General features: G+C 59.8%; 15 protein-coding genes and 1 pseudogene. 2 read left to right on the top strand and 14 right to left on the bottom strand.

Annotated elements, in window-relative coordinates; genetic code table 11:
• Positions 1-23: 23 nt before the first annotated feature.
• The 13 genes from ACF8R3_RS16720 to ACF8R3_RS16660 form a co-directional block, all read right to left on the bottom strand.
• Entirely contained in the window at positions 24-1,682 is a 1,659-nt protein-coding gene (locus ACF8R3_RS16720; protein WP_058638700.1) for a Na/Pi cotransporter family protein, read from the bottom strand.
• Positions 1,683-1,889: 207 nt separating this feature from the next.
• On the bottom strand, positions 1,890-2,660 hold the full coding sequence (locus ACF8R3_RS16715) for a TerC family protein (protein WP_027913220.1): 771 nt from the start codon (positions 2,658-2,660) through the stop codon (positions 1,890-1,892).
• 70 nt (positions 2,661-2,730) lie between these two features.
• Entirely contained in the window at positions 2,731-4,038 is a 1,308-nt protein-coding gene (locus ACF8R3_RS16710) for a CitMHS family transporter (RefSeq protein WP_392515911.1), read from the bottom strand.
• Between the two features lie 290 nt (positions 4,039-4,328).
• Positions 4,329-6,284: a DUF4105 domain-containing protein gene (locus ACF8R3_RS16705; RefSeq protein ID WP_392515910.1), complete on the bottom strand. Its 1,956-nt coding sequence runs from the start codon at positions 6,282-6,284 to the stop codon at positions 4,329-4,331.
• Positions 6,281-6,601 carry a DUF2388 domain-containing protein gene (locus tag ACF8R3_RS16700; protein ID WP_058603703.1) on the bottom strand — a complete coding sequence of 107 codons (321 nt, stop codon included), beginning with the start codon at positions 6,599-6,601 and terminating at the stop codon, positions 6,281-6,283. Before ACF8R3_RS16700 ends, ACF8R3_RS16705 begins: the two co-directional genes overlap by 4 nt.
• A gap of 36 nt (positions 6,602-6,637) precedes the next feature.
• A complete protein-coding gene (locus ACF8R3_RS16695) occupies positions 6,638-6,931 on the bottom strand; it encodes a DUF2388 domain-containing protein (protein ID WP_058638696.1) in 294 nt (97 codons plus the stop codon).
• 29 nt (positions 6,932-6,960) lie between these two features.
• A complete protein-coding gene (locus tag ACF8R3_RS16690) occupies positions 6,961-7,278 on the bottom strand; it encodes a DUF2388 domain-containing protein (protein ID WP_058638695.1) in 318 nt (105 codons plus the stop codon).
• Between the two features lie 283 nt (positions 7,279-7,561).
• Complete coding sequence (locus ACF8R3_RS16685; protein WP_027913215.1) at positions 7,562-7,777, bottom strand: DUF1127 domain-containing protein; 216 nt, start codon at positions 7,775-7,777, stop codon at positions 7,562-7,564.
• 337 nt (positions 7,778-8,114) lie between these two features.
• Positions 8,115-9,608, bottom strand: a complete 1,494-nt coding sequence (locus ACF8R3_RS16680; protein ID WP_058603706.1) for an acetyl-CoA hydrolase/transferase family protein — start codon at positions 9,606-9,608, stop codon at positions 8,115-8,117.
• Between the two features lie 184 nt (positions 9,609-9,792).
• Positions 9,793-11,229, bottom strand: coding sequence for an NAD(P)(+) transhydrogenase (Re/Si-specific) subunit beta (locus ACF8R3_RS16675; protein WP_027913213.1), 1,437 nt, complete (start codon positions 11,227-11,229; stop codon positions 9,793-9,795).
• Complete coding sequence (locus tag ACF8R3_RS16670; protein WP_023532697.1) at positions 11,226-11,546, bottom strand: NAD(P) transhydrogenase subunit alpha; 321 nt, start codon at positions 11,544-11,546, stop codon at positions 11,226-11,228. The genes ACF8R3_RS16675 and ACF8R3_RS16670 overlap by 4 nt, the downstream gene beginning before the upstream one ends.
• Positions 11,547-11,558: 12 nt before the next feature.
• The gene (locus tag ACF8R3_RS16665) at positions 11,559-12,680 is read right to left on the bottom strand and encodes a Re/Si-specific NAD(P)(+) transhydrogenase subunit alpha (protein WP_078477794.1); all 1,122 of its coding nucleotides are present in this window, start codon (positions 12,678-12,680) and stop codon (positions 11,559-11,561) included.
• A 415-nt stretch (positions 12,681-13,095) separates the two neighbouring features.
• A complete protein-coding gene (locus ACF8R3_RS16660; protein WP_392515909.1) occupies positions 13,096-14,001 on the bottom strand; it encodes a LysR family transcriptional regulator in 906 nt (301 codons plus the stop codon).
• Positions 14,002-14,158: 157 nt separating this feature from the next.
• Here ACF8R3_RS16660 and ACF8R3_RS16655 point away from each other — a divergent pair, with 157 nt between their 5' ends.
• Together ACF8R3_RS16655 and ACF8R3_RS16650 are read left to right on the top strand one after the other, a co-directional pair.
• On the top strand, positions 14,159-15,340 hold the full coding sequence (locus ACF8R3_RS16655; RefSeq protein ID WP_058603709.1) for an acyl-CoA dehydrogenase: 1,182 nt from the start codon (positions 14,159-14,161) through the stop codon (positions 15,338-15,340).
• A 13-nt stretch (positions 15,341-15,353) separates the two neighbouring features.
• On the top strand, positions 15,354-16,574 hold the full coding sequence (locus ACF8R3_RS16650; RefSeq protein WP_392515923.1) for a CaiB/BaiF CoA transferase family protein: 1,221 nt from the start codon (positions 15,354-15,356) through the stop codon (positions 16,572-16,574).
• 57 nt (positions 16,575-16,631) lie between these two features.
• Here ACF8R3_RS16650 and ACF8R3_RS16645 read toward each other — a convergent pair.
• A pseudogene (locus ACF8R3_RS16645) lies at positions 16,632-16,956 on the bottom strand (hypothetical protein); the annotation flags it as partial.

The raw sequence follows: 16,956 nt of genomic DNA, 5'->3' as shown, positions 1-16,956 counted from the left end.
CGGGGGTCCTCAGGTCGGCGACATCACGGCAGAGGGGCTTCGTCCGGCACGCTGTCGAGCATCAGCCCGCCCGTGTCCGAGCCGCCCAGTACCACATAGGCACTGCTGCAGAACAAAGAGTTCAACCGCTTCATGTCGGCGATGAGCTCCAGGTGGATGGAGCTGGTCTCGATGCTCTGTACCACTTTCCGCTGCAGGCGGCTGACATGGGCATGGGCCAGGCGCCGCTCCTGGGCGCGAAAACGACGCTTCTCGCGCAGCAGCAGACGCGCGCTTTCCGGGTCGGCGCTGAGGAATACCGAGAGGCCAAGGCGCAGATTGGCCAGCAATTGCTCTTGCAACCCGGTCAGTTCTTCCAGCCCCATTTGGGAAAAGGCGCGTCGTTGGCTGGTCTTCTGCTGCTGGACTTTGCGCAACATGCGCTCGATCAGGTCGCAGGCCAGCTTGAGGTTGATCGCCAGCTCGATGATCTCAGCCCAGCGACGGTTGTCGTGTTCGCTGAGATCCTCGCGGGTCATCTGCGCCAGGTATAACTTGATGGCGCTGTACAGGCCCTCGGCATCCTCCCCAAGTGCACGCACCTGCTGAGGCAGTGCAGCCTGGGTGCCGCGCAGTGCGCCAAGCATGGCTTCGAGCAAGTTGTCGACGATATCCCCCAGGCGCAACGTCTCCCGGGCAGCATTGGCCAGCGCCAGACTGGGCGTTTCCAAGGCCGAGGCGTCGAGATGGCGCGGGCGTATCTGCCCGTTGTCGCGCTCGCGCTCTGGCAACAGGCTGTTGCACAGCCGTCCCATGGGCTTGACCGTAGGTAGCATGATCAGGCAACGGGCAGTGTTGTAGAGCAAGTGGAAGCCGATGACCAGCTCCTGCGGGCTGAAACTCAGTGTGTCCATCCAGTCCACCAGCGGGTGGAGCACAGGGATGATCAACAGCAGGCCGATCAGCTTGTACAGCAGGCTGCCCAGCGCCACGCGGCGGCCAGCAGCGTTCTGCATGCTGGTGCTGATGAACGCCAGCAGGCCGCTACCAATATTGGCGCCGACCACCAGGCCTATGGCCACGGGCAGGCTGATCACCTCGGCCCCTGCCAGTGTGGCGGTGAGCAGGACGGCGGCCAGGCTCGAATACGACACCATGGCGAACAATGCACCGACCAGGGCATCGAGCAGAATGTCGCCGGTCAGGGAGGCGAAAAGCACCTTTACGCCCTGGGCATGGGTGATGGGGGCAGCTGCCTGGACGATCAGTTCCAGCGCCAGGATGATCAGGCCCAGGCCGATGCCGACGCGGCCAAGTTGGCCAGCACGGGTCTGCTTGCGTGAAAGGAAGAAGATCACCCCCAGGAAAATCAGCAGGGGCGAAAGCCAGGACAAGTCGAAGGTCAGTACACGGGCCATGAGCGCGGTGCCCACGTCAGCCCCTAACATGATGGCCAGCGCCGGGGTCATGGCCATAAGGCCCTGGCCCACGAATGAGGTGACCAGCATTGCGGTTGCGTTGCTGCTCTGCACCATTGCAGTGACGAGAATGCCCGCGATGAAGGCCAGCGGACGTTTGTCCATGTTCTGGCCGATGATGCGTCGCAGGTCCGAACCGAATACCCGCAAAATGCCGGTTCGCACGATGTGCGTGCCCCACACCAGCAATGTGACTGCCGAAAGCAGGTTGAGTAGGGTCAGCATGACGAGAGCCCCCTGATTGCACCGGCCAAGCTGGCCAGTCGAAAAGACGTGGGCGCAGTGCTATTTGCACAGGCCTGTTCAAGCTTTAGTTCTAATATGCCGCTGCCGCCAGCTTCGCATGGCTGTCATGATTTTGAAACATCCGCGGCCAGGGCTGCGGGATGCGCAAAGGGCCCCGCAGGGCCCTATATTTCGTGACGCGCGTGGTTATTGACCCGGCACATCCTTGCGCAGTTTCACGGCCTCGTGTTCCTTGCCGGCTTTGCGTGCCAACGACGTACGCATGCGGATATTGATGGCTTCGACCGCCAGGGAGAAGGCCATGGCGAAGTAAACGTAGCCTTTAGGGACATGCACATCGAATGCTTCGGCGATCAGCACGGTACCTACCACGATCAGGAACGACAACGCGAGCATCTTCAACGAAGGGTGCTTGTCGATGAAGTCGGCAATGGTGCCGGCGCACGCCATCATGACCAGCACGGCGACGATGATTGCGGCGATCATCACCGGCACGTGCGACACCATCCCGACAGCGGTAATCACCGAATCGAGCGAGAAAACAATGTCGATGATCGCGATCTGGATGATGGTGTAAAGGAACTTGCCGCCAGAGCCCTTGGGTTCATCGGCGTTTTCTTCTTCGCCTTCCAGGCCATGGTAGATCTCCTGCGAGCTTTTCCAGAGCAGGAACAGGCCGCCAAAGAACAGGATCAGGTCACGTCCGGATATGCCCTGCCCCAGGACCACGAACAGATCGTCCGTCAGGCGCATTACCCAGGTGATGGACAGCAGCAGCATGATGCGGGTCACCATGGCCAGGGCCAGGCCGAAGATCCGGGTACGCGGCTGCATGTGCTTGGGCATGCGGCTGACCAGGATCGAGATCATGATGATGTTGTCGATGCCCAGAACGATTTCAAGCGCGGTCAGGGTGAAAAAGGCAACCCAGATTTCCGGGCTGGTCAGCCATTCCATGTGTTTTCCTTTGAGCGGTATAGGCAATGCGCCTGCATCGAGGCGCATTGCGGTGGAGAGAGGTCTGTTATCAGAGACTGCTGAACAGCGGGAAAATGCCCATCATCAGCGCGGCGAACATTATGCACAGGCACACCAGCACTGCCCACTTGAGCGTGAAGCGTTGGTGATCCCCGAATTCGATGCCGGCCAGGGCGACCAGCAGGTAAGTCGAGGGTACCAGCGGGCTCAGCAGGTGTACCGGCTGCCCGACGATGGATGCACGGGCCATTTCGACCGGGCTGATGCCATAGTGGCTTGCCGCTTCGGCCAGCACCGGCAGGACACCGTAGTAGAAGGCGTCGTTGGACATGAAGAAGGTAAAGGGCATGCTCACGATCGCCGTGATCACCGCCAGGTACGGGCCCAGGGCTTCGGGAATGACGGCCAGCAGGCTTTTGGACATGGCATCGACCATGCCGGTGCCTGATAGGATGCCGGTGAAGATGCCTGCGGCGAAGATCAGACCGGTGACCGCCAGCACGCTGCCGGCGTGGGCTGCAATACGGTCTTTCTGTTGTTGCAGGCATGGGTAGTTGACGATCATGGCGATGCTGAAGGCGATCATGAACAGCACTGGCAGCGGCAGCAGGCCGGCGATGAGGGCTGCCATCAATGCAGCGGTCAGTGCGCCATTGAAGTACAGCAGCTTAGGCCGGCGTGCCTCTGGATATTGCGAGACGCTGATGTCGCTGTGATCGACATCGTCGGTTGGCAGGTGCAGCTCGCCCAAGCGGGCACGTTCGCGTTTGCCGTACAGGTAGGCAATGGCCAGAATTGCCACTACGCCGAACAGCATCGCTGGGATCATGGGCACGAAGATATCGGAAGGGTCCACGTGCAAGGCGCTGGCCGCCCGCGCTGTGGGCCCGCCCCATGGCGTCATGTTCATGACCCCGCCGGCAAGAATGATGAGCCCCGCCATGATGCGCGGGCTCATGCCCAGGCGGCTGTACATGGGCAGCATGGCCGCACAGCAGATCATGTAGGTGGTGGCGCCGTCACCGTCCAGCGATACCACCAGGGCCAGCACGGCGGTACCTACCGACACTTTGAGCGGGTCGCCCTTGACCAGCTTGAGGATCTTTCGCACCGCAGGGTCGAAAAGGCCGGAGTCGATCATCAGGGCAAAGTAGAGAATGGCGAACATCAGCATGACGCCGGTGGGCGCCAGCTTGCTGATGCCCTCGAGCATCATGGGGCCGATCTTGCTGGCGAAACCGCCGAAGATGGCGTACAGAATGGGCACAAGGATCAGCGCGATCAAGGCCGACAGGCGCTTGGTCATGATCAGGTACATGAACGTGACGACCATGGCGAAGCCGAGGAAGGTCAGCATGGCAATACTCCAGGCGAGGCGCGACGAAAAAGAAGACGGTTCGGGCGGGTCAGCGTGCAGGACGCTGTGCGTGGAGTGGGTCGAACAAGACTGAGAGAAGTCGGGCACGGAAAGGCATCGGTATCACCATTGTTGTTGTTGGATGCGCCGGGCGGGGCACGTACCTCGCCCTGGCTGACCGGTCTGTGCCGGCAATGGGGCTATCCTATGCGCGCAAGCTTTCAGCCAGCTTTCGCTCGAACAAGGGTGACAAAAGGTAGGGAAGGCGCGTGAGTGGGCTGTGGTGGCCGCTACAGCTGCAGCCCACCCGCTGCCTTGTGCAATGCGCGAAGATGCTCTCCAATGTGCTTCACGTTGGCTTCGACTGCCGCTATCTGGCTCGCACGGGAAGGCTCCAGTAGCGCCCTCACCTCCTTGTCCAGGTTGGTACTCAAGCGCAGCAGCTGCGCCTGGCGTTCGCTGCTGACCTTTTCCAGGTGAACCCGCTCTGCTTGCTGCGGCAGCCCGTAGCCGGTGGTATCGAGCAGTTCAGCCGGGCGGCTCAGGAAACCGCTGTTGGCGAGCATCTGCTTGAGGGTGGCATCGGCCTTGTCGACGCTGCCATCCTTGAGCGCTGCGGCATTGAGGTAGCGTTGCTTGACCTCGTCCTGGGCCAATAGCAGTTGCCGTCGCAGGCCCGCCTGTTCCAGAAGCAGCAAGGCTGCACTGGTGCGCAGGTCAGCCTGGTCGAACCAGGGCTTGCGTTGTTCGGCGTCCAGGGCCAACCAATCCTCCACCTTGGTCTGCTTCACCGGCAGCTGCTTCTTCAGGACGTCGAACATGGCCTGATAACGGTCGCGGTACGAGTCGAAGCGGTAGCCCAGGCGCAGTGCCTCTCGCGGATCGTCCAGCACGCTGGTGTCAGCCAGCCCACGCCCGTCGAGCACGGCCAGCAGGCCATTGGGCATGATGCTGTCGAGGTCGTTGAGTTTTGGGTTGGCGGTACCGCTGCGCAGCAGCTTCAGCGATTCCACCGCGCAGTTATTGGACAGGAACCAGTAGTTGCCGTCGTAGCTCCAGTGCATCTCGGCGGCCTGGCGGACCAGGTTCTCGATCTCCTCTCGATTGAGCTTGAGCGGCACCGAGGCCAGGCTGCGCAGTTCGGTCTTGGTGTATTCATCGATCACCTGCCCCAGCGGCAGCACGAACAACCGCGAGGGGTAGACGCCGACCAGCCCATCCCAACTGGACAACTGGACGTCGTTGACGAAAGCGCGGTACGAGAGCACTAGGCTTTGATCGAGATCCAGGCGGCAGTCCGGGCCTCGTGGCCGGCCGGGTTTGCAGATGACCAAGCGCAGCATGCTGTGCCCCCAGCGGCTGACCAGGTTCTGGTTGGCCTCGGCCAGCAGGTAATCCACCTCGTACACCCGCTCGGGGTCGACTTCACCCAGGGGTTGGCGCGCGAAGTCGCTACCGGCATTGATGAACGGCAGGCCTTTGGCGCAGGCGTCTTGGGGTGGGCTCCAGCCAAAATGTTGTGTCAGGTACCGATTGAGCGCGGGGCGGCGACAGCCATAGCTAGGGTCGAGAAGGAAGTACTCCATATTGACCGCGACGTATTCCTTCGGGCTGCTCAGCTCGTAGCGGTCGGGGCTGCGCACGAACTGGCCGTTATGCTGTTCGCGTTCGCCGCGCCGGCCTACGTACTGGGGCCAGCCGGCGAGGTCCAACAGACGTGGGTCATCGCTGAGCGTGAACCGTCGCCCCGCCTGGCCGCGACACTCTCCGGGCAGGCCGATGTTCCCGACAGTGCCTTGCAGGCGGTTGCATCGAGTGAGCACGGCATGCTGTTGCCCCGGCCATAACCGGGCGCGGTCGTAGATATGAGTGAGCTCGTGCACCACGGTCGCCAACAGTTCGTTGCGCACAGTGCCATGGGGCCGATGCGTCAGCTCGGTGGTCGCGGTGCCGTCGGAAAGGCTTGGCAGTAGGCGCCGATTGAGCATCAAGCTGGATACCAGTGATGCCTGGCCGTAGGCGTCAGGCGGCATCTGGTCGCTCCAACTGACGCTGACGGTGCGATCAAGCCGCTGTTTGAACGAGGGTGGCAGGCTAGCCATCGCTTGGTTGAGCAGCGCCTGGCTGGCGCTGACCTGCTGCGGGGTCAGGTCGGCGGTTTGCAGGTCAAGGTGCAAGTCTGCGAGCGCGGGCGTGCCAAGCAGTGTCAGAAGGCCGCCGAACCACCCGGCACGCAGTAACTTCACAGCGCGAGAATAGCTTCGGCCAATACCTGGTCACTGGCATCGCGTGCCTGCGGTACACGCTCGCGCAACGTCGTGAACGCCGCTTCCAGTTGCGCGCCACGGATATCGCCGTTACTGGCTACGAAGCTGGCTGCATCGTCGTGAGCTTCACGTACCACTTTGGAATCGCGAATGGATGTCGTGGTATCTGACGTGAAGTCGATCGAACGGCCAAAGGCGCGCACGATGATGTTGCTGGTGGCCACCAAGGTCTGGGCCTGGGCCAGGTCGGCCAGCAGAAACATGCCGAGAGTAGCGGCAATCAGCGGTTTACGCATGGAGCATCTCCGAAAATACTGGGAGGAAAAGGATACTCATTCGACGAGGATTGCTCGCGCCAGTTCCAGGTCGCTGGCAGAGCGCGCGGGTTTATGCACGCGAATGGCTTCAAGGGCTGCCTCAAGCCGTGCGCCGCGCACACGACCGTCGGTGGCAACGAACACTGCCGCATCGTCGCGCGCTGCGCTTATGAGCTTGCGATCAAAAGGTGCAGTGGTGACCTGGGTCGTGACGTAACCCGAGATCACCAGGCCTTGGGTAGTGGTGTCCAGCGCGTGAGCCGTGGCTATGCCTGCGATCCAGAGCAGGGGTAATAGCAGAAAACGCATGAGCGATCAGCTGGGGGCGGCCTGCTGACTCAGAGAGCCAGGATGGCTTGAGCCAGCTGCTCGTCGCTGGCGTGCAAGGCAGGTGCCTGGGCACGGATGTGAACCAGCGCGCTTTCGAGTTTGGCGCCTCGGATGCTGCCCTGGCTGGCGACGAAGCTGGCGGCGTCGTCGCGGGCTGCTTGCACGATTTTGTTGTCGCGCAAAGATGAAGACGCATCGGAGGTGGCGTTGGTAGAGGCAGCGACGCCTCGTACCACGGTGTCGGTGGTGACGACGAAACTGCTGGCACTGGCTGTACCAGCCAGGCCAAGCATCAGCGCAGCGCCAATGAGGTAATTACGGGTCATGAACGTTAGCTCCTGGTGTAAGGAAATCCAGCTGGGAACGTGGGCAAGGCCCTTGCCTTGGGTATGACAGTCGGTTCTACCAGACAGTTAAGCGAAGCGTATCACGCTGTGCTGTATCAAGATGTTAATGATAGAGCGCCGCTCAACTGTTATGCCTGATAAATAAATTGAAGGAACTGTACCGTTCGTGCGAATTTTCTTTAAAGCAGAAGCAAAAAACCCGTCGCAGGGCCCTGCGACGGGTTTTTGAGATTAACGCTGCCAGTCAGGCTGGCCCAGGCGATTAGCGCCAGAAAGGCTTGCTCAACTCTTCGTAGCGCTGCGATTCGCTGATACCGGCGTCTGCCAGCAGGCGTGCATCCAGGCGAGCCAGTTGACGACGGCTGGCCATACGACGCTGCCAAAGCAGCAGAGTGGAAGCTACGCGCAGGGGGAACGAAGCGTTGGATTGCTTGGCGGTGCTTTCAAAAACCAGACCGGAACTGAGGGTACGTTCCATGATGATCATCCTTCCGCTTATGGCGGCATTAGATAGTGATTTAACTGATGCCAATGATCCTCCCCTCTTGTCCATAACAGTAGATACAGTTGCAGGTAAAGACGGCAAGCCAGTTAACTGTGTAACGCTACTGTTGCACTCGAAAGTGACTTAACTGTACTGGTGCGCACAAATATGGTGCAAGTTTATACAATTTGCTTGGCTCGTTGACAGGCTTGAGTGTAAAAACCAGTACAGTAGTACAGTTTTATAGAGTCTTGCTGGTATCTGTTTCGTTGAGCACGCAAAAAAGGGTCGCTAAGCGACCCTTTGAGGTTTGTGCGTACTTCAGAGCGTGTTACAGGGCAAGCATGCGACCTGTTTCTTCGAGGTTTTCATGCCATGCCAGCGCTTCACGCAAGATGTGCGGCGTGTGCCCGCCCCGCAGGCAAGCGCGCTCGAAGTAGTCGTTCAAGGCCGCGCGATAGTCCGGGTGCACGCAGTTGTCGATGATCGCCCTGGCGCGTTCCCGAGGAGCCAGGCCGCGCAAGTCGGCCAGACCTTGCTCGGTGACCAGAATGTCCACGTCATGCTCGGTATGGTCCACATGGCTGACCATAGGGACCACACTCGAGATGGCGCCGCCCTTGGCAATCGACTTGGTCACGAATACGGCCAGGTGTGCATTACGGGCGAAGTCGCCGGAACCCCCAATGCCGTTCATCATTCGGGTGCCGCAGACATGCGTGGAGTTGACGTTGCCATAGAGGTCGAATTCCAGGGCAGTGTTGATACCGATGATGCCAAGGCGCCGAACCACTTCGGGGTGGTTGGAGATTTCCTGCGGGCGCAGCACCAGCTTGTCCTTGTACTTTTCCAGGTTGCCGAACACGTCGGCGTTGCGGCGACTGGACAGGGTGATGGAGCTGCCGGAGGCGAAGCGCAGCTTGCCCGCATCGATCAAGTCGAAGGTGGAGTCCTGCAGCACCTCGGAGTACATGGTCAGGTCTTCGAACGGCGAGTCGATGAGCCCGCACATCACGGCGTTGGCAATGCTGCCGATCCCCGCCTGCAAGGGGCCCAACCGGTTGGTCATGCGCCCTGCTTCCACCTCTTTCTTCAGGAAGCTGATCAGGTGGTCGGCAATGCCTTGGGTTTCGTCATCGGGTGGCAGCACTGTCGAGGGCGAATCGGGCTGGTCACTGATGACGATGCCCACGATCTTGGCAGGGTCGATGGCAATGGCGGTACTGCCGATGCGGTCGTCGACCTTAACCAATGGGATGGGCGTACGAGTAGGACGGTACGTAGGTATATAGATGTCGTGCAGCCCTTCAAGATTCGGGTTGTGCGACAAATTGATCTCGACGATCACTTTCTTGGCAAAGATCGCAAAGCTTGCCGAGTTGCCAACCGAGGTGGTCGGCACAATATGCCCCTGCTCGGTGATGGCCACCGCTTCGATCACGGCGATGTCGGGCAGCTTCAGTTGCTGGTTGCGCAGTTGCTCGACGGTCTCCGACAGGTGCTGGTCGATGAACATGACCTTGCCATCGTTGATGGCCTTGCGCAGCGTACTGTCCACCTGGAATGGCATGCGGCGGGCCAGTACACCGGCTTCGGTCAGCTGTTTGTCCAGGTCGTTGCCAAGGCTCGCGCCGGTCATCAGGCTGATTTGCAGTGGCGACTGTTTGGCGCGTTCGGCCAGCGCGTGGGGGACGGCCTTGGCTTCACCGGCGCGGGTGAAGCCGCTCATGCCGACGGTCATGCCGTCCTCGATCAGGCCAGCGGCGTCGGCCGCACTCATTACCTTGCTATGCAGGGAGGACAAGCGGATGCGATCACGGTACATGGATTGTTATCTCGGGCTACTAAGCTACTGCAGCGCAGTCTAGTGATTTAGACCGGTGCCGTCCCGCGACCATGGTCGTATTACCCTCGCCGCTTCATGGCCGTTGATCCGGATCAATAATTTAAAAAGCCCTGGCCGTTACCGACCAGGGCTTCTTGTTCACAGGGTCAGAACCGAACCTGCCTCACTCCACGGCCTTGACCATGTCTTCGATGACCTTCTTGGCATCGCCGAATACCATCATGGTCTTGTCGAGGTAGAACAGCTCGTTGTCCAGGCCGGCGTAGCCGCTGGCCATGGAGCGCTTGTTGACGATGATGGTCTTGGCTTTGAAGGCTTCGAGAATCGGCATGCCGGCAATGGGTGACTTGGGGTCATTCTTGGCGGCCGGGTTGACCACGTCGTTTGCGCCCAATACCAGGACTACGTCGGCCTGGCCGAACTCGGCATTGATGTCTTCCATCTCGAACACTTGATCGTAGGGTACTTCGGCTTCTGCCAACAGCACGTTCATGTGCCCGGGCATGCGTCCTGCCACCGGGTGAATGGCGTATTTGACGGTAACGCCGTTGTGCGTGAGCTTCTCGGTCAGTTCCTTGAGTGCGTGCTGGGCGCGGGCTACGGCCAGGCCATAGCCGGGAACGATGATCACGCTGTCGGCGTTGCTGAGCAGGAAGGTCGCATCGTCGGCCGAACCGGATTTCACCGGGCGCTGCTCCGTGGACCCTTGGGCAGCGCCAGCTTCGGCATCACCACCAAAGCCGCCCAGGATGACATTGAAGAACGAGCGGTTCATGGCCTTGCACATGATGTAGGACAGAATCGCCCCGGACGAGCCTACCAGCGAACCGGCGATGATCAACATGGAGTTGTTCAGCGAGAAGCCGATCCCTGCCGCCGCCCAGCCCGAGTAGCTGTTGAGCATCGACACCACTACCGGCATGTCCGCCCCGCCGATCGGGATGATGATCAGCACGCCCATGATGAACGCCAGAACCAGCATGAGGGTGAAGGCGCTGTAGTGGCCGGTGAAGGTGAACAGCAGTCCCAGCGCGATGGTGGTCAGGCCGAGAATGAGGTTGAGCTTGTGCTGACCGGCAAACTGTACCGGCGCACCCTGGAACAGGCGGAACTTGTATTTGCCCGACAGCTTGCCGAAGGCGATCACCGAGCCCGAGAAAGTAATGGCACCAATGGCTGCCCCCAGGAACAGCTCCAGGCGGTTGCCCGTAGGGATCGGATCGCTGATGGCGGCGACGATGCCCATCGACTGGGGCTCGAGCACCGCGGCAATGGCGATGAATACCGCAGCAAGGCCGATCATGCTGTGCATGAAGGCGACCAGCTCAGGCATCTTGGTCATCTCGACCCGTTTGGCCATCACTGAGCCCGCAGTGCCGCCCACCAACAACCCGACGATCACATAGCCGATACCGGCCGTGGCCAGCTCAGCGCCGAGCTTATAGATGAGGCCGACCGTGGTGAGGATCGCGATACCCATGCCGATCATGCCGAACAGGTTGCCACGCCGGGATGTAGTGGGATGGGACAGGCCCTTGAGCGCCTGGATGAAACACACCGAGGCGACCAGATACAGAAGCGTTACCAGATTCATGCTCATGCTGACTTCTGCCCCTCGTTCTTGACCTTTTTCTTGAACATTTCAAGCATGCGGCGGGTGACCAGGAACCCGCCAAATACGTTGACTGCAGCCAGGGCCACGGCGAGCGTGCCCATCACCTTTCCGGCAGGTGTGACCGTCAGCGCAGCGGCGAGCATGGCACCCACGATAACGATGGCCGATATTGCGTTGGTGACTGCCATCAGCGGGGTGTGCAAGGCCGGTGTAACGTTCCAGACCACGTGATAACCCACATAAATGGCCAGCACGAAAATGATGAGGTTATAAATGCCATGGGAAATCAGCATGTCTTCCATTTGTCGTGCTCCTCAGCCGTTCTTGCGGACGATTTGACCGTCGCGGCACATCAGGCAGGCCGCGACAATGTCGTCTTCGAGGTTGATGGTCAGGGCGCCGTCCTTGTCGAACAGCAGTTTCGTGAAGTCCAGCAGGTTGCGTGCGTAAAGGGCCGAAGCGTCCGCTGCGACCAGGGCTGGTAGGTTCGTTGGGCCTACGATGGTGACACCATGGGCATGCACGACCTCGTCGGCCACGGTCAATGGACAGTTGCCGCCTTGGGCCGCTGCCAGGTCGATGACCACCGAACCTGATTTCATCTGGGCAACCGTGTCGGCGCTCAACAGGGTAGGCGCCTTGCGGCCCGGGATCAGTGCGGTGGTAATGACGATGTCTGCTTGCCGAGCGCGCTCGTGTACGGCCTGAGCCTGGCGCTGCATCCAGCTTGCCGGCATGGGCCTTGCGTAGCCGCCGACGCCTTGGGCGCAGTCGCGCTCCTCATCGGTCTCGTACGGTACATCGATGAACTTGGCACCGAGCGATTCGATCTGCTCCTTCACCGCAGGGCGCACGTCCGATGCCTCGATGACGGCGCCAAGACGCTTGGCCGTCGCAATGGCTTGCAGCCCCGCCACCCCTGCCCCCAGGATCAAGACGCGCGCGGCCTTCACCGTGCCGGCGGCTGTCATCAGCATCGGCATGAAGCGCGGATAATGATGCGCGGCCAGCAATACAGCCTTGTAGCCGGCGATGTTGGCTTGGGACGAAAGCACGTCCAGGCTTTGTGCCCGGGAAGTTCGGGGCGCGGCCTCCAGCGCAAAAGCCGTGAGGCCGCGCGCGGCCATTTTGGCGATAACGTCGTTGTTGAACGGGTTGAGCATGCCGACCAGAAGGCTGCCGCTGCTCATCAGCGCCAGCTCATCATCGGTTGGCGCGACTACCTTGAGCACCAACTGCGCGCCATAGGCTTCAGCCGCCGAGCCCAGGCGGGCACCGACAGCTTCATAGGCGCTGTCCGGAATGCTGGCATTGACCCCAGCGCCTTGCTGGACCGTAACCTGATGACCCTGACCTATCAGTTTCTTGATGGTTTCAGGCGTCGCGGCGACCCTTGTCTCGCCGGCCTGCGTCTCGAGCGGAACACCAATGTGCACGACTATTTCTCCTGCGATGACCTTTTTTATATTTTTGAGGCCAGCGCACTTCGTAGGGTGCGCCGGAGCGGCTAAGGGCCTTACCGCCCAATCCTGGGCGGGCACAGCATTTTGCAGACGAACCGAACGGGCTTCAATAGAATTTGGAGCGAAACCAAACAATAACTACAAGTCACCATGTGACCATATGTCGCAGCTAATCTGTCACAAGCGCTCAAGCATCTTTATTCGCCAGGTTATGACGATTTTCAGCGGAAAATCTGAATTTTTCGTGTGTAGGCAGGCGAATGTCGCAAACAGAGTCCTGATTAAAGAACGCGGGAGCACTTTATCACCGTCAGAAGCATTGCAATATGGTTATTTAAATGCGACAGATAATTATATCTGTAGGTGTAAATTATAATTGACTACGGGGTCAGCTTTCTTTGGTGTCCGCGAAGTTCGTCGCCTGCGCCACTAGCCATTCACGAAATGCATCCAGCGTGGTCGATTCGACCCTGCGCTCCGGAATCATCAGATAGTAGGCCCTGTCGCTACGTAGAACATGCCTGTTAGCGACCACCAACCTACCCTCGCCGAGCTCGCGTTGAATCAGAAAGGGTGGAATGAGCGCGACCCCCATTGCGTGCATGGCCGCTTGTGCGAGCATTGAAAAAAGCTCAAGGCGGGGGCCGGTCATGTCGGTTGCTACAGAAATGCCGACGCTACTGAACCACTGGCGCCACGCATAGGGCCGGGTGCTTTGCTGCAGCAGGGGGAGTTGTGCAATGTCGTGAGCCTGGAGGGTTTGCCTGCCACCGAGCAATGCGGGGCTGCAGACAGGGACAGGATTTTCACCCATCAGCCTGTGCGACCGAGTGCCTGACCAATCACCGTCACCAAAGTAGATGGCGGCATCGAAGCTGGTATCGGCAAATAGGAAAGGCCTTGTGCGATTGGTCAGGTTGACCGTGACATCGGGTTGGCGCTGCTGGAAATCCATCAAGCGCGGCAGCAACCATTGAGTGCCGAACGTGGGCACCACTGCAAGCTCGATCACGCTGGCGCCCTGCTGACGCATCACCGACAGCGTATCGCGCTCTACCGCATCGAGTTGCGCCGCCACTTGCCGGCTGTAGGACAGCCCTGCCTCGGTTAGCTTCACGCCCCGGTGTGAGCGGCGGAACAACTCGACGTTCAAAAAGCCCTCAAGGCTGCCGATCTGCCTGCACACAGCGCCTTGGGTCAGCGACAGTTCCTGGGCAGCCTTGGTGAAGCTTTCGTGGCGTGCGGCAGCCTCGAAGCAAACCAGGGCGGTAGTGCTGGGTATCTTCCGACGCATGCCTATCCCTCACTCGTGGATGATCGATTTTTGGGTTTTCACTTATTTATGAGTGAGAAAATAGCACTCCTGGGTGCACAAACGTCGTTTGTCCTCGCCGTTTGCCCGGCCTAGGATCACGGCATACGTCATCCACCGTTCTGGGAGAAATGCACTCATGGCCGCCAAAGCAAGCTTTAGCTGGATCGACCCCCTCTTGCTGGATCAACAGCTCACTGAAGAGGAGCGCATGGTTCGAGACAGTGCCTATCAGTTCGCCCAGGACAAGCTGGCTCCGCGTGTGCTTGAAGCGTTCCGTCATGAGAAGACAGATACAGCGATCTTTCGTGAGATGGGTGAAGTGGGGCTGCTGGGCGCCACGATTCCGGAGCAGTACGGTGGGAGCGGTCTGAACTACGTGTGTTACGGGCTCATTGCTCGCGAGGTAGAGCGCATCGACTCGGGGTATCGCTCGATGATGAGCGTGCAGTCGTCGCTGGTGATGGTGCCGATCAATGAATTTGGCTCCGAAGCACAGAAGCAGAAGTACTTGCCCAAGCTGGCCAGTGGCGAGTGGATTGGTTGCTTTGGCCTTACTGAGCCCAACCATGGGTCGGACCCGGGGTCGATGGTCACGCGTGCCCGGAAAGTCGAGGGCGGCTATCGCTTGACCGGTAGCAAGATGTGGATCACCAACAGTCCTATCGCTGATGTGTTCGTGGTATGGGGCAAGGATGATGCAGGTGACATCCGCGGTTTCGTTTTGGAAAAGGGCTGGGAGGGCCTGAGTGCACCGGCCATTCATGGCAAGGTCGGGCTGCGCGCCTCCGTGACGGGTGAGATTGTGATGGACAACGTGTTTGTGCCCGAGGAGAACATGTTCCCTGAGGTGCGCGGGCTCAAGGGGCCTTTTACTTGCCTGAACTCTGCGCGCTACGGGATTTCCTGGGGAGCGCTAGGCGCTGCCGAGGCCTGCTGGCACACAGCGCGGCAGTACACCCTGGACCGGCAGCAGTTTGGCCGGCCGCTGGCGGCCAACCAGCTGATTCAGAAGAAGCTGGCCGACATGCAGACCGAGATCACCTTGGCGCTGCAAGGCTGCTTGCGCTTGGGGCGCATGAAGGATGAGGGCACGGCTGCTGTCGAGATCACGTCGATCATGAAGCGCAACTCATGTGGCAAGGCGCTGGACATCGCCCGCATGGCGCGTGACATGTTGGGCGGTAATGGCATCTCGGACGAATTCGGCGTGGCGCGTCATCTGGTGAACCTTGAGGTGGTGAATACCTACGAAGGCACCCATGACGTGCATGCTCTGATACTGGGGCGTGCGCAGACGGGTATCCAGGCTTTCTATTGATAAGGAGGCGGTCATGGGAGCGCTTTCGCATCTACGCGTGCTGGATCTGTCACGGGTACTGGCGGGGCCATGGGCTGGTCAGATCCTTGCGGACCTGGGTGCCGATGTAATCAAGGTCGAGCGCCCAGGTAAGGGGGATGACACGCGGGCGTGGGGGCCGCCTTATCTCAAGGACAGCGAGGGTGGCAGTACCGGCGAGGCGGCCTATTATTTGGCGGCCAACCGCAACAAGCGTTCGATCACGATCGACTTTACCCAGGCCGATGGCCAGCGACTGATTCGCGAGTTGGCTGCCAAGAGCGATATCGTCATTGAAAACTTCAAGGTAGGTGGCTTGGCGGGCTATGGGTTGGATTATCCCAGCCTGAAGGCTGTCAATCCGAAGCTCATCTACTGTTCGATCACCGGGTTCGGGCAGACAGGTCCCTACGCGCAGCGTGCGGGCTATGACTTCATGATTCAGGGGCTTGGGGGGCTCATGAGCCTGACAGGGCTGCCGGAGGGTGAGGTGGGTGCGGGGCCTGTGAAGGTTGGGGTGGCGCTGACGGACATTCTTACCGGGCTGTATTCGACGGTGGCGATTCTGGCGGCACTGTCTCATCGGGAGCAGCGTGGTGAAGGTCAGCACATCGACATGGCCCTGCTGGATGTCCAGGTGGCGTGCCTGGCCAATCAGGCGATGAATTACCTGACAACGGGCGCGCCGCCGCGGCGACTCGGCAATGCGCATCCGAATATCGTGCCTTATCAGGACTTTCCCACGGCCGATGGCGATTTCATTCTCACCGTGGGCAACGATGGCCAGTTTCGCAAGTTTGCAGAGGTGGCTGGAAATGCTCAGTGGGCGGATGATCCGCGGTTCGCTACCAATATGGCGCGCGTGGCCAATAGAGGCGAACTAGTGCCTTTGATCCGCCAGGTGACGGTGTTCAGAACGACGGCGCAGTGGGTGAGTGATCTGGAAGCAGTAGGTGTGCCGTGCGGGCCCGTCAACGACCTGGCGCAGGTGTTTAGTGATCCCCAGGTAGTGGCGCGAGAACTGGCGGTGACCATGGCGCATCCGCTGGCGGGGACAGTGCCCCAGGTCGCTTCGCCGATTCGCTTGTCGCAGACGCCTGTTGAGTACAGGCATGCGCCACCTTTATTAGGTGAGCACACGGAGAGCGTATTGAAGGCGCTGCTAAGCGTGCCGGATTCCGAAGTGGAGCGACTGCGGGTGGCTGGGGTGATCTAGCGGGTCATTGCATCTATAGATAAGCGGGGGGCGGCAGCCCCCCGCTTTGCTTTTGATTTATATCAAATTAAAGGTTGACGCGGTTTCGAATCCCCTTATAATGCGCCCCACTTCCAGCGACATCGGAACGCGAAACCCCTTGAGATTCAATGAGTTAGCTAGTTCGGGTGGTGCTGTAAGGGTTGCGATCGAACAGATCGGCAGCGGTTGAGAAGAAGGTTGACAGCGTGTTGAAACGCTGTAGAATTCGCCTCCCGCTACGAGAGATCGAAGCGAGTCAAGTGTTTGAAGTTGAACGAGTTTCTCGAAATAAACTTCAAAATAAACGCTTGACAGGCAATGAGGAAAGCGTAGAATGCGCGCCTCGGCTGAGACGAAGCAC

This window comes from Pseudomonas sp. FYR_7 (genome assembly GCF_043106155.1).
Lineage (GTDB): Bacteria > Pseudomonadota > Gammaproteobacteria > Pseudomonadales > Pseudomonadaceae > Aquipseudomonas > Aquipseudomonas parafulva_B.
This window is presented reverse-complemented; position numbering and strand designations above follow the sequence as displayed.

Coding starts and splice junctions, on each gene's coding strand:
- ACF8R3_RS16655 (WP_058603709.1), top strand. CDS start 14,159: ATGGCCGCCAAAGCAAGCTTTAGCTGGATCGACCCCCTCTTGCTGGAT.
- ACF8R3_RS16695 (WP_058638696.1), bottom strand. CDS start 6,931: ATGCGTTTTCTGCTATTACCCCTGCTCTGGATCGCAGGCATAGCCACG.
- ACF8R3_RS16685 (WP_027913215.1), bottom strand. CDS start 7,777: ATGGAACGTACCCTCAGTTCCGGTCTGGTTTTTGAAAGCACCGCCAAG.
- ACF8R3_RS16675 (WP_027913213.1), bottom strand. CDS start 11,229: ATGAGCATGAATCTGGTAACGCTTCTGTATCTGGTCGCCTCGGTGTGT.
- ACF8R3_RS16680 (WP_058603706.1), bottom strand. CDS start 9,608: ATGTACCGTGATCGCATCCGCTTGTCCTCCCTGCATAGCAAGGTAATG.
- ACF8R3_RS16670 (WP_023532697.1), bottom strand. CDS start 11,546: ATGGAAGACATGCTGATTTCCCATGGCATTTATAACCTCATCATTTTC.
- ACF8R3_RS16700 (WP_058603703.1), bottom strand. CDS start 6,601: ATGCGTAAACCGCTGATTGCCGCTACTCTCGGCATGTTTCTGCTGGCC.
- ACF8R3_RS16660 (WP_392515909.1), bottom strand. CDS start 14,001: ATGCGTCGGAAGATACCCAGCACTACCGCCCTGGTTTGCTTCGAGGCT.
- ACF8R3_RS16710 (WP_392515911.1), bottom strand. CDS start 4,038: ATGCTGACCTTCCTCGGCTTCGCCATGGTCGTCACGTTCATGTACCTG.
- ACF8R3_RS16690 (WP_058638695.1), bottom strand. CDS start 7,278: ATGACCCGTAATTACCTCATTGGCGCTGCGCTGATGCTTGGCCTGGCT.
- ACF8R3_RS16720 (WP_058638700.1), bottom strand. CDS start 1,682: ATGCTGACCCTACTCAACCTGCTTTCGGCAGTCACATTGCTGGTGTGG.
- ACF8R3_RS16650 (WP_392515923.1), top strand. CDS start 15,354: ATGGGAGCGCTTTCGCATCTACGCGTGCTGGATCTGTCACGGGTACTG.
- ACF8R3_RS16715 (WP_027913220.1), bottom strand. CDS start 2,660: ATGGAATGGCTGACCAGCCCGGAAATCTGGGTTGCCTTTTTCACCCTG.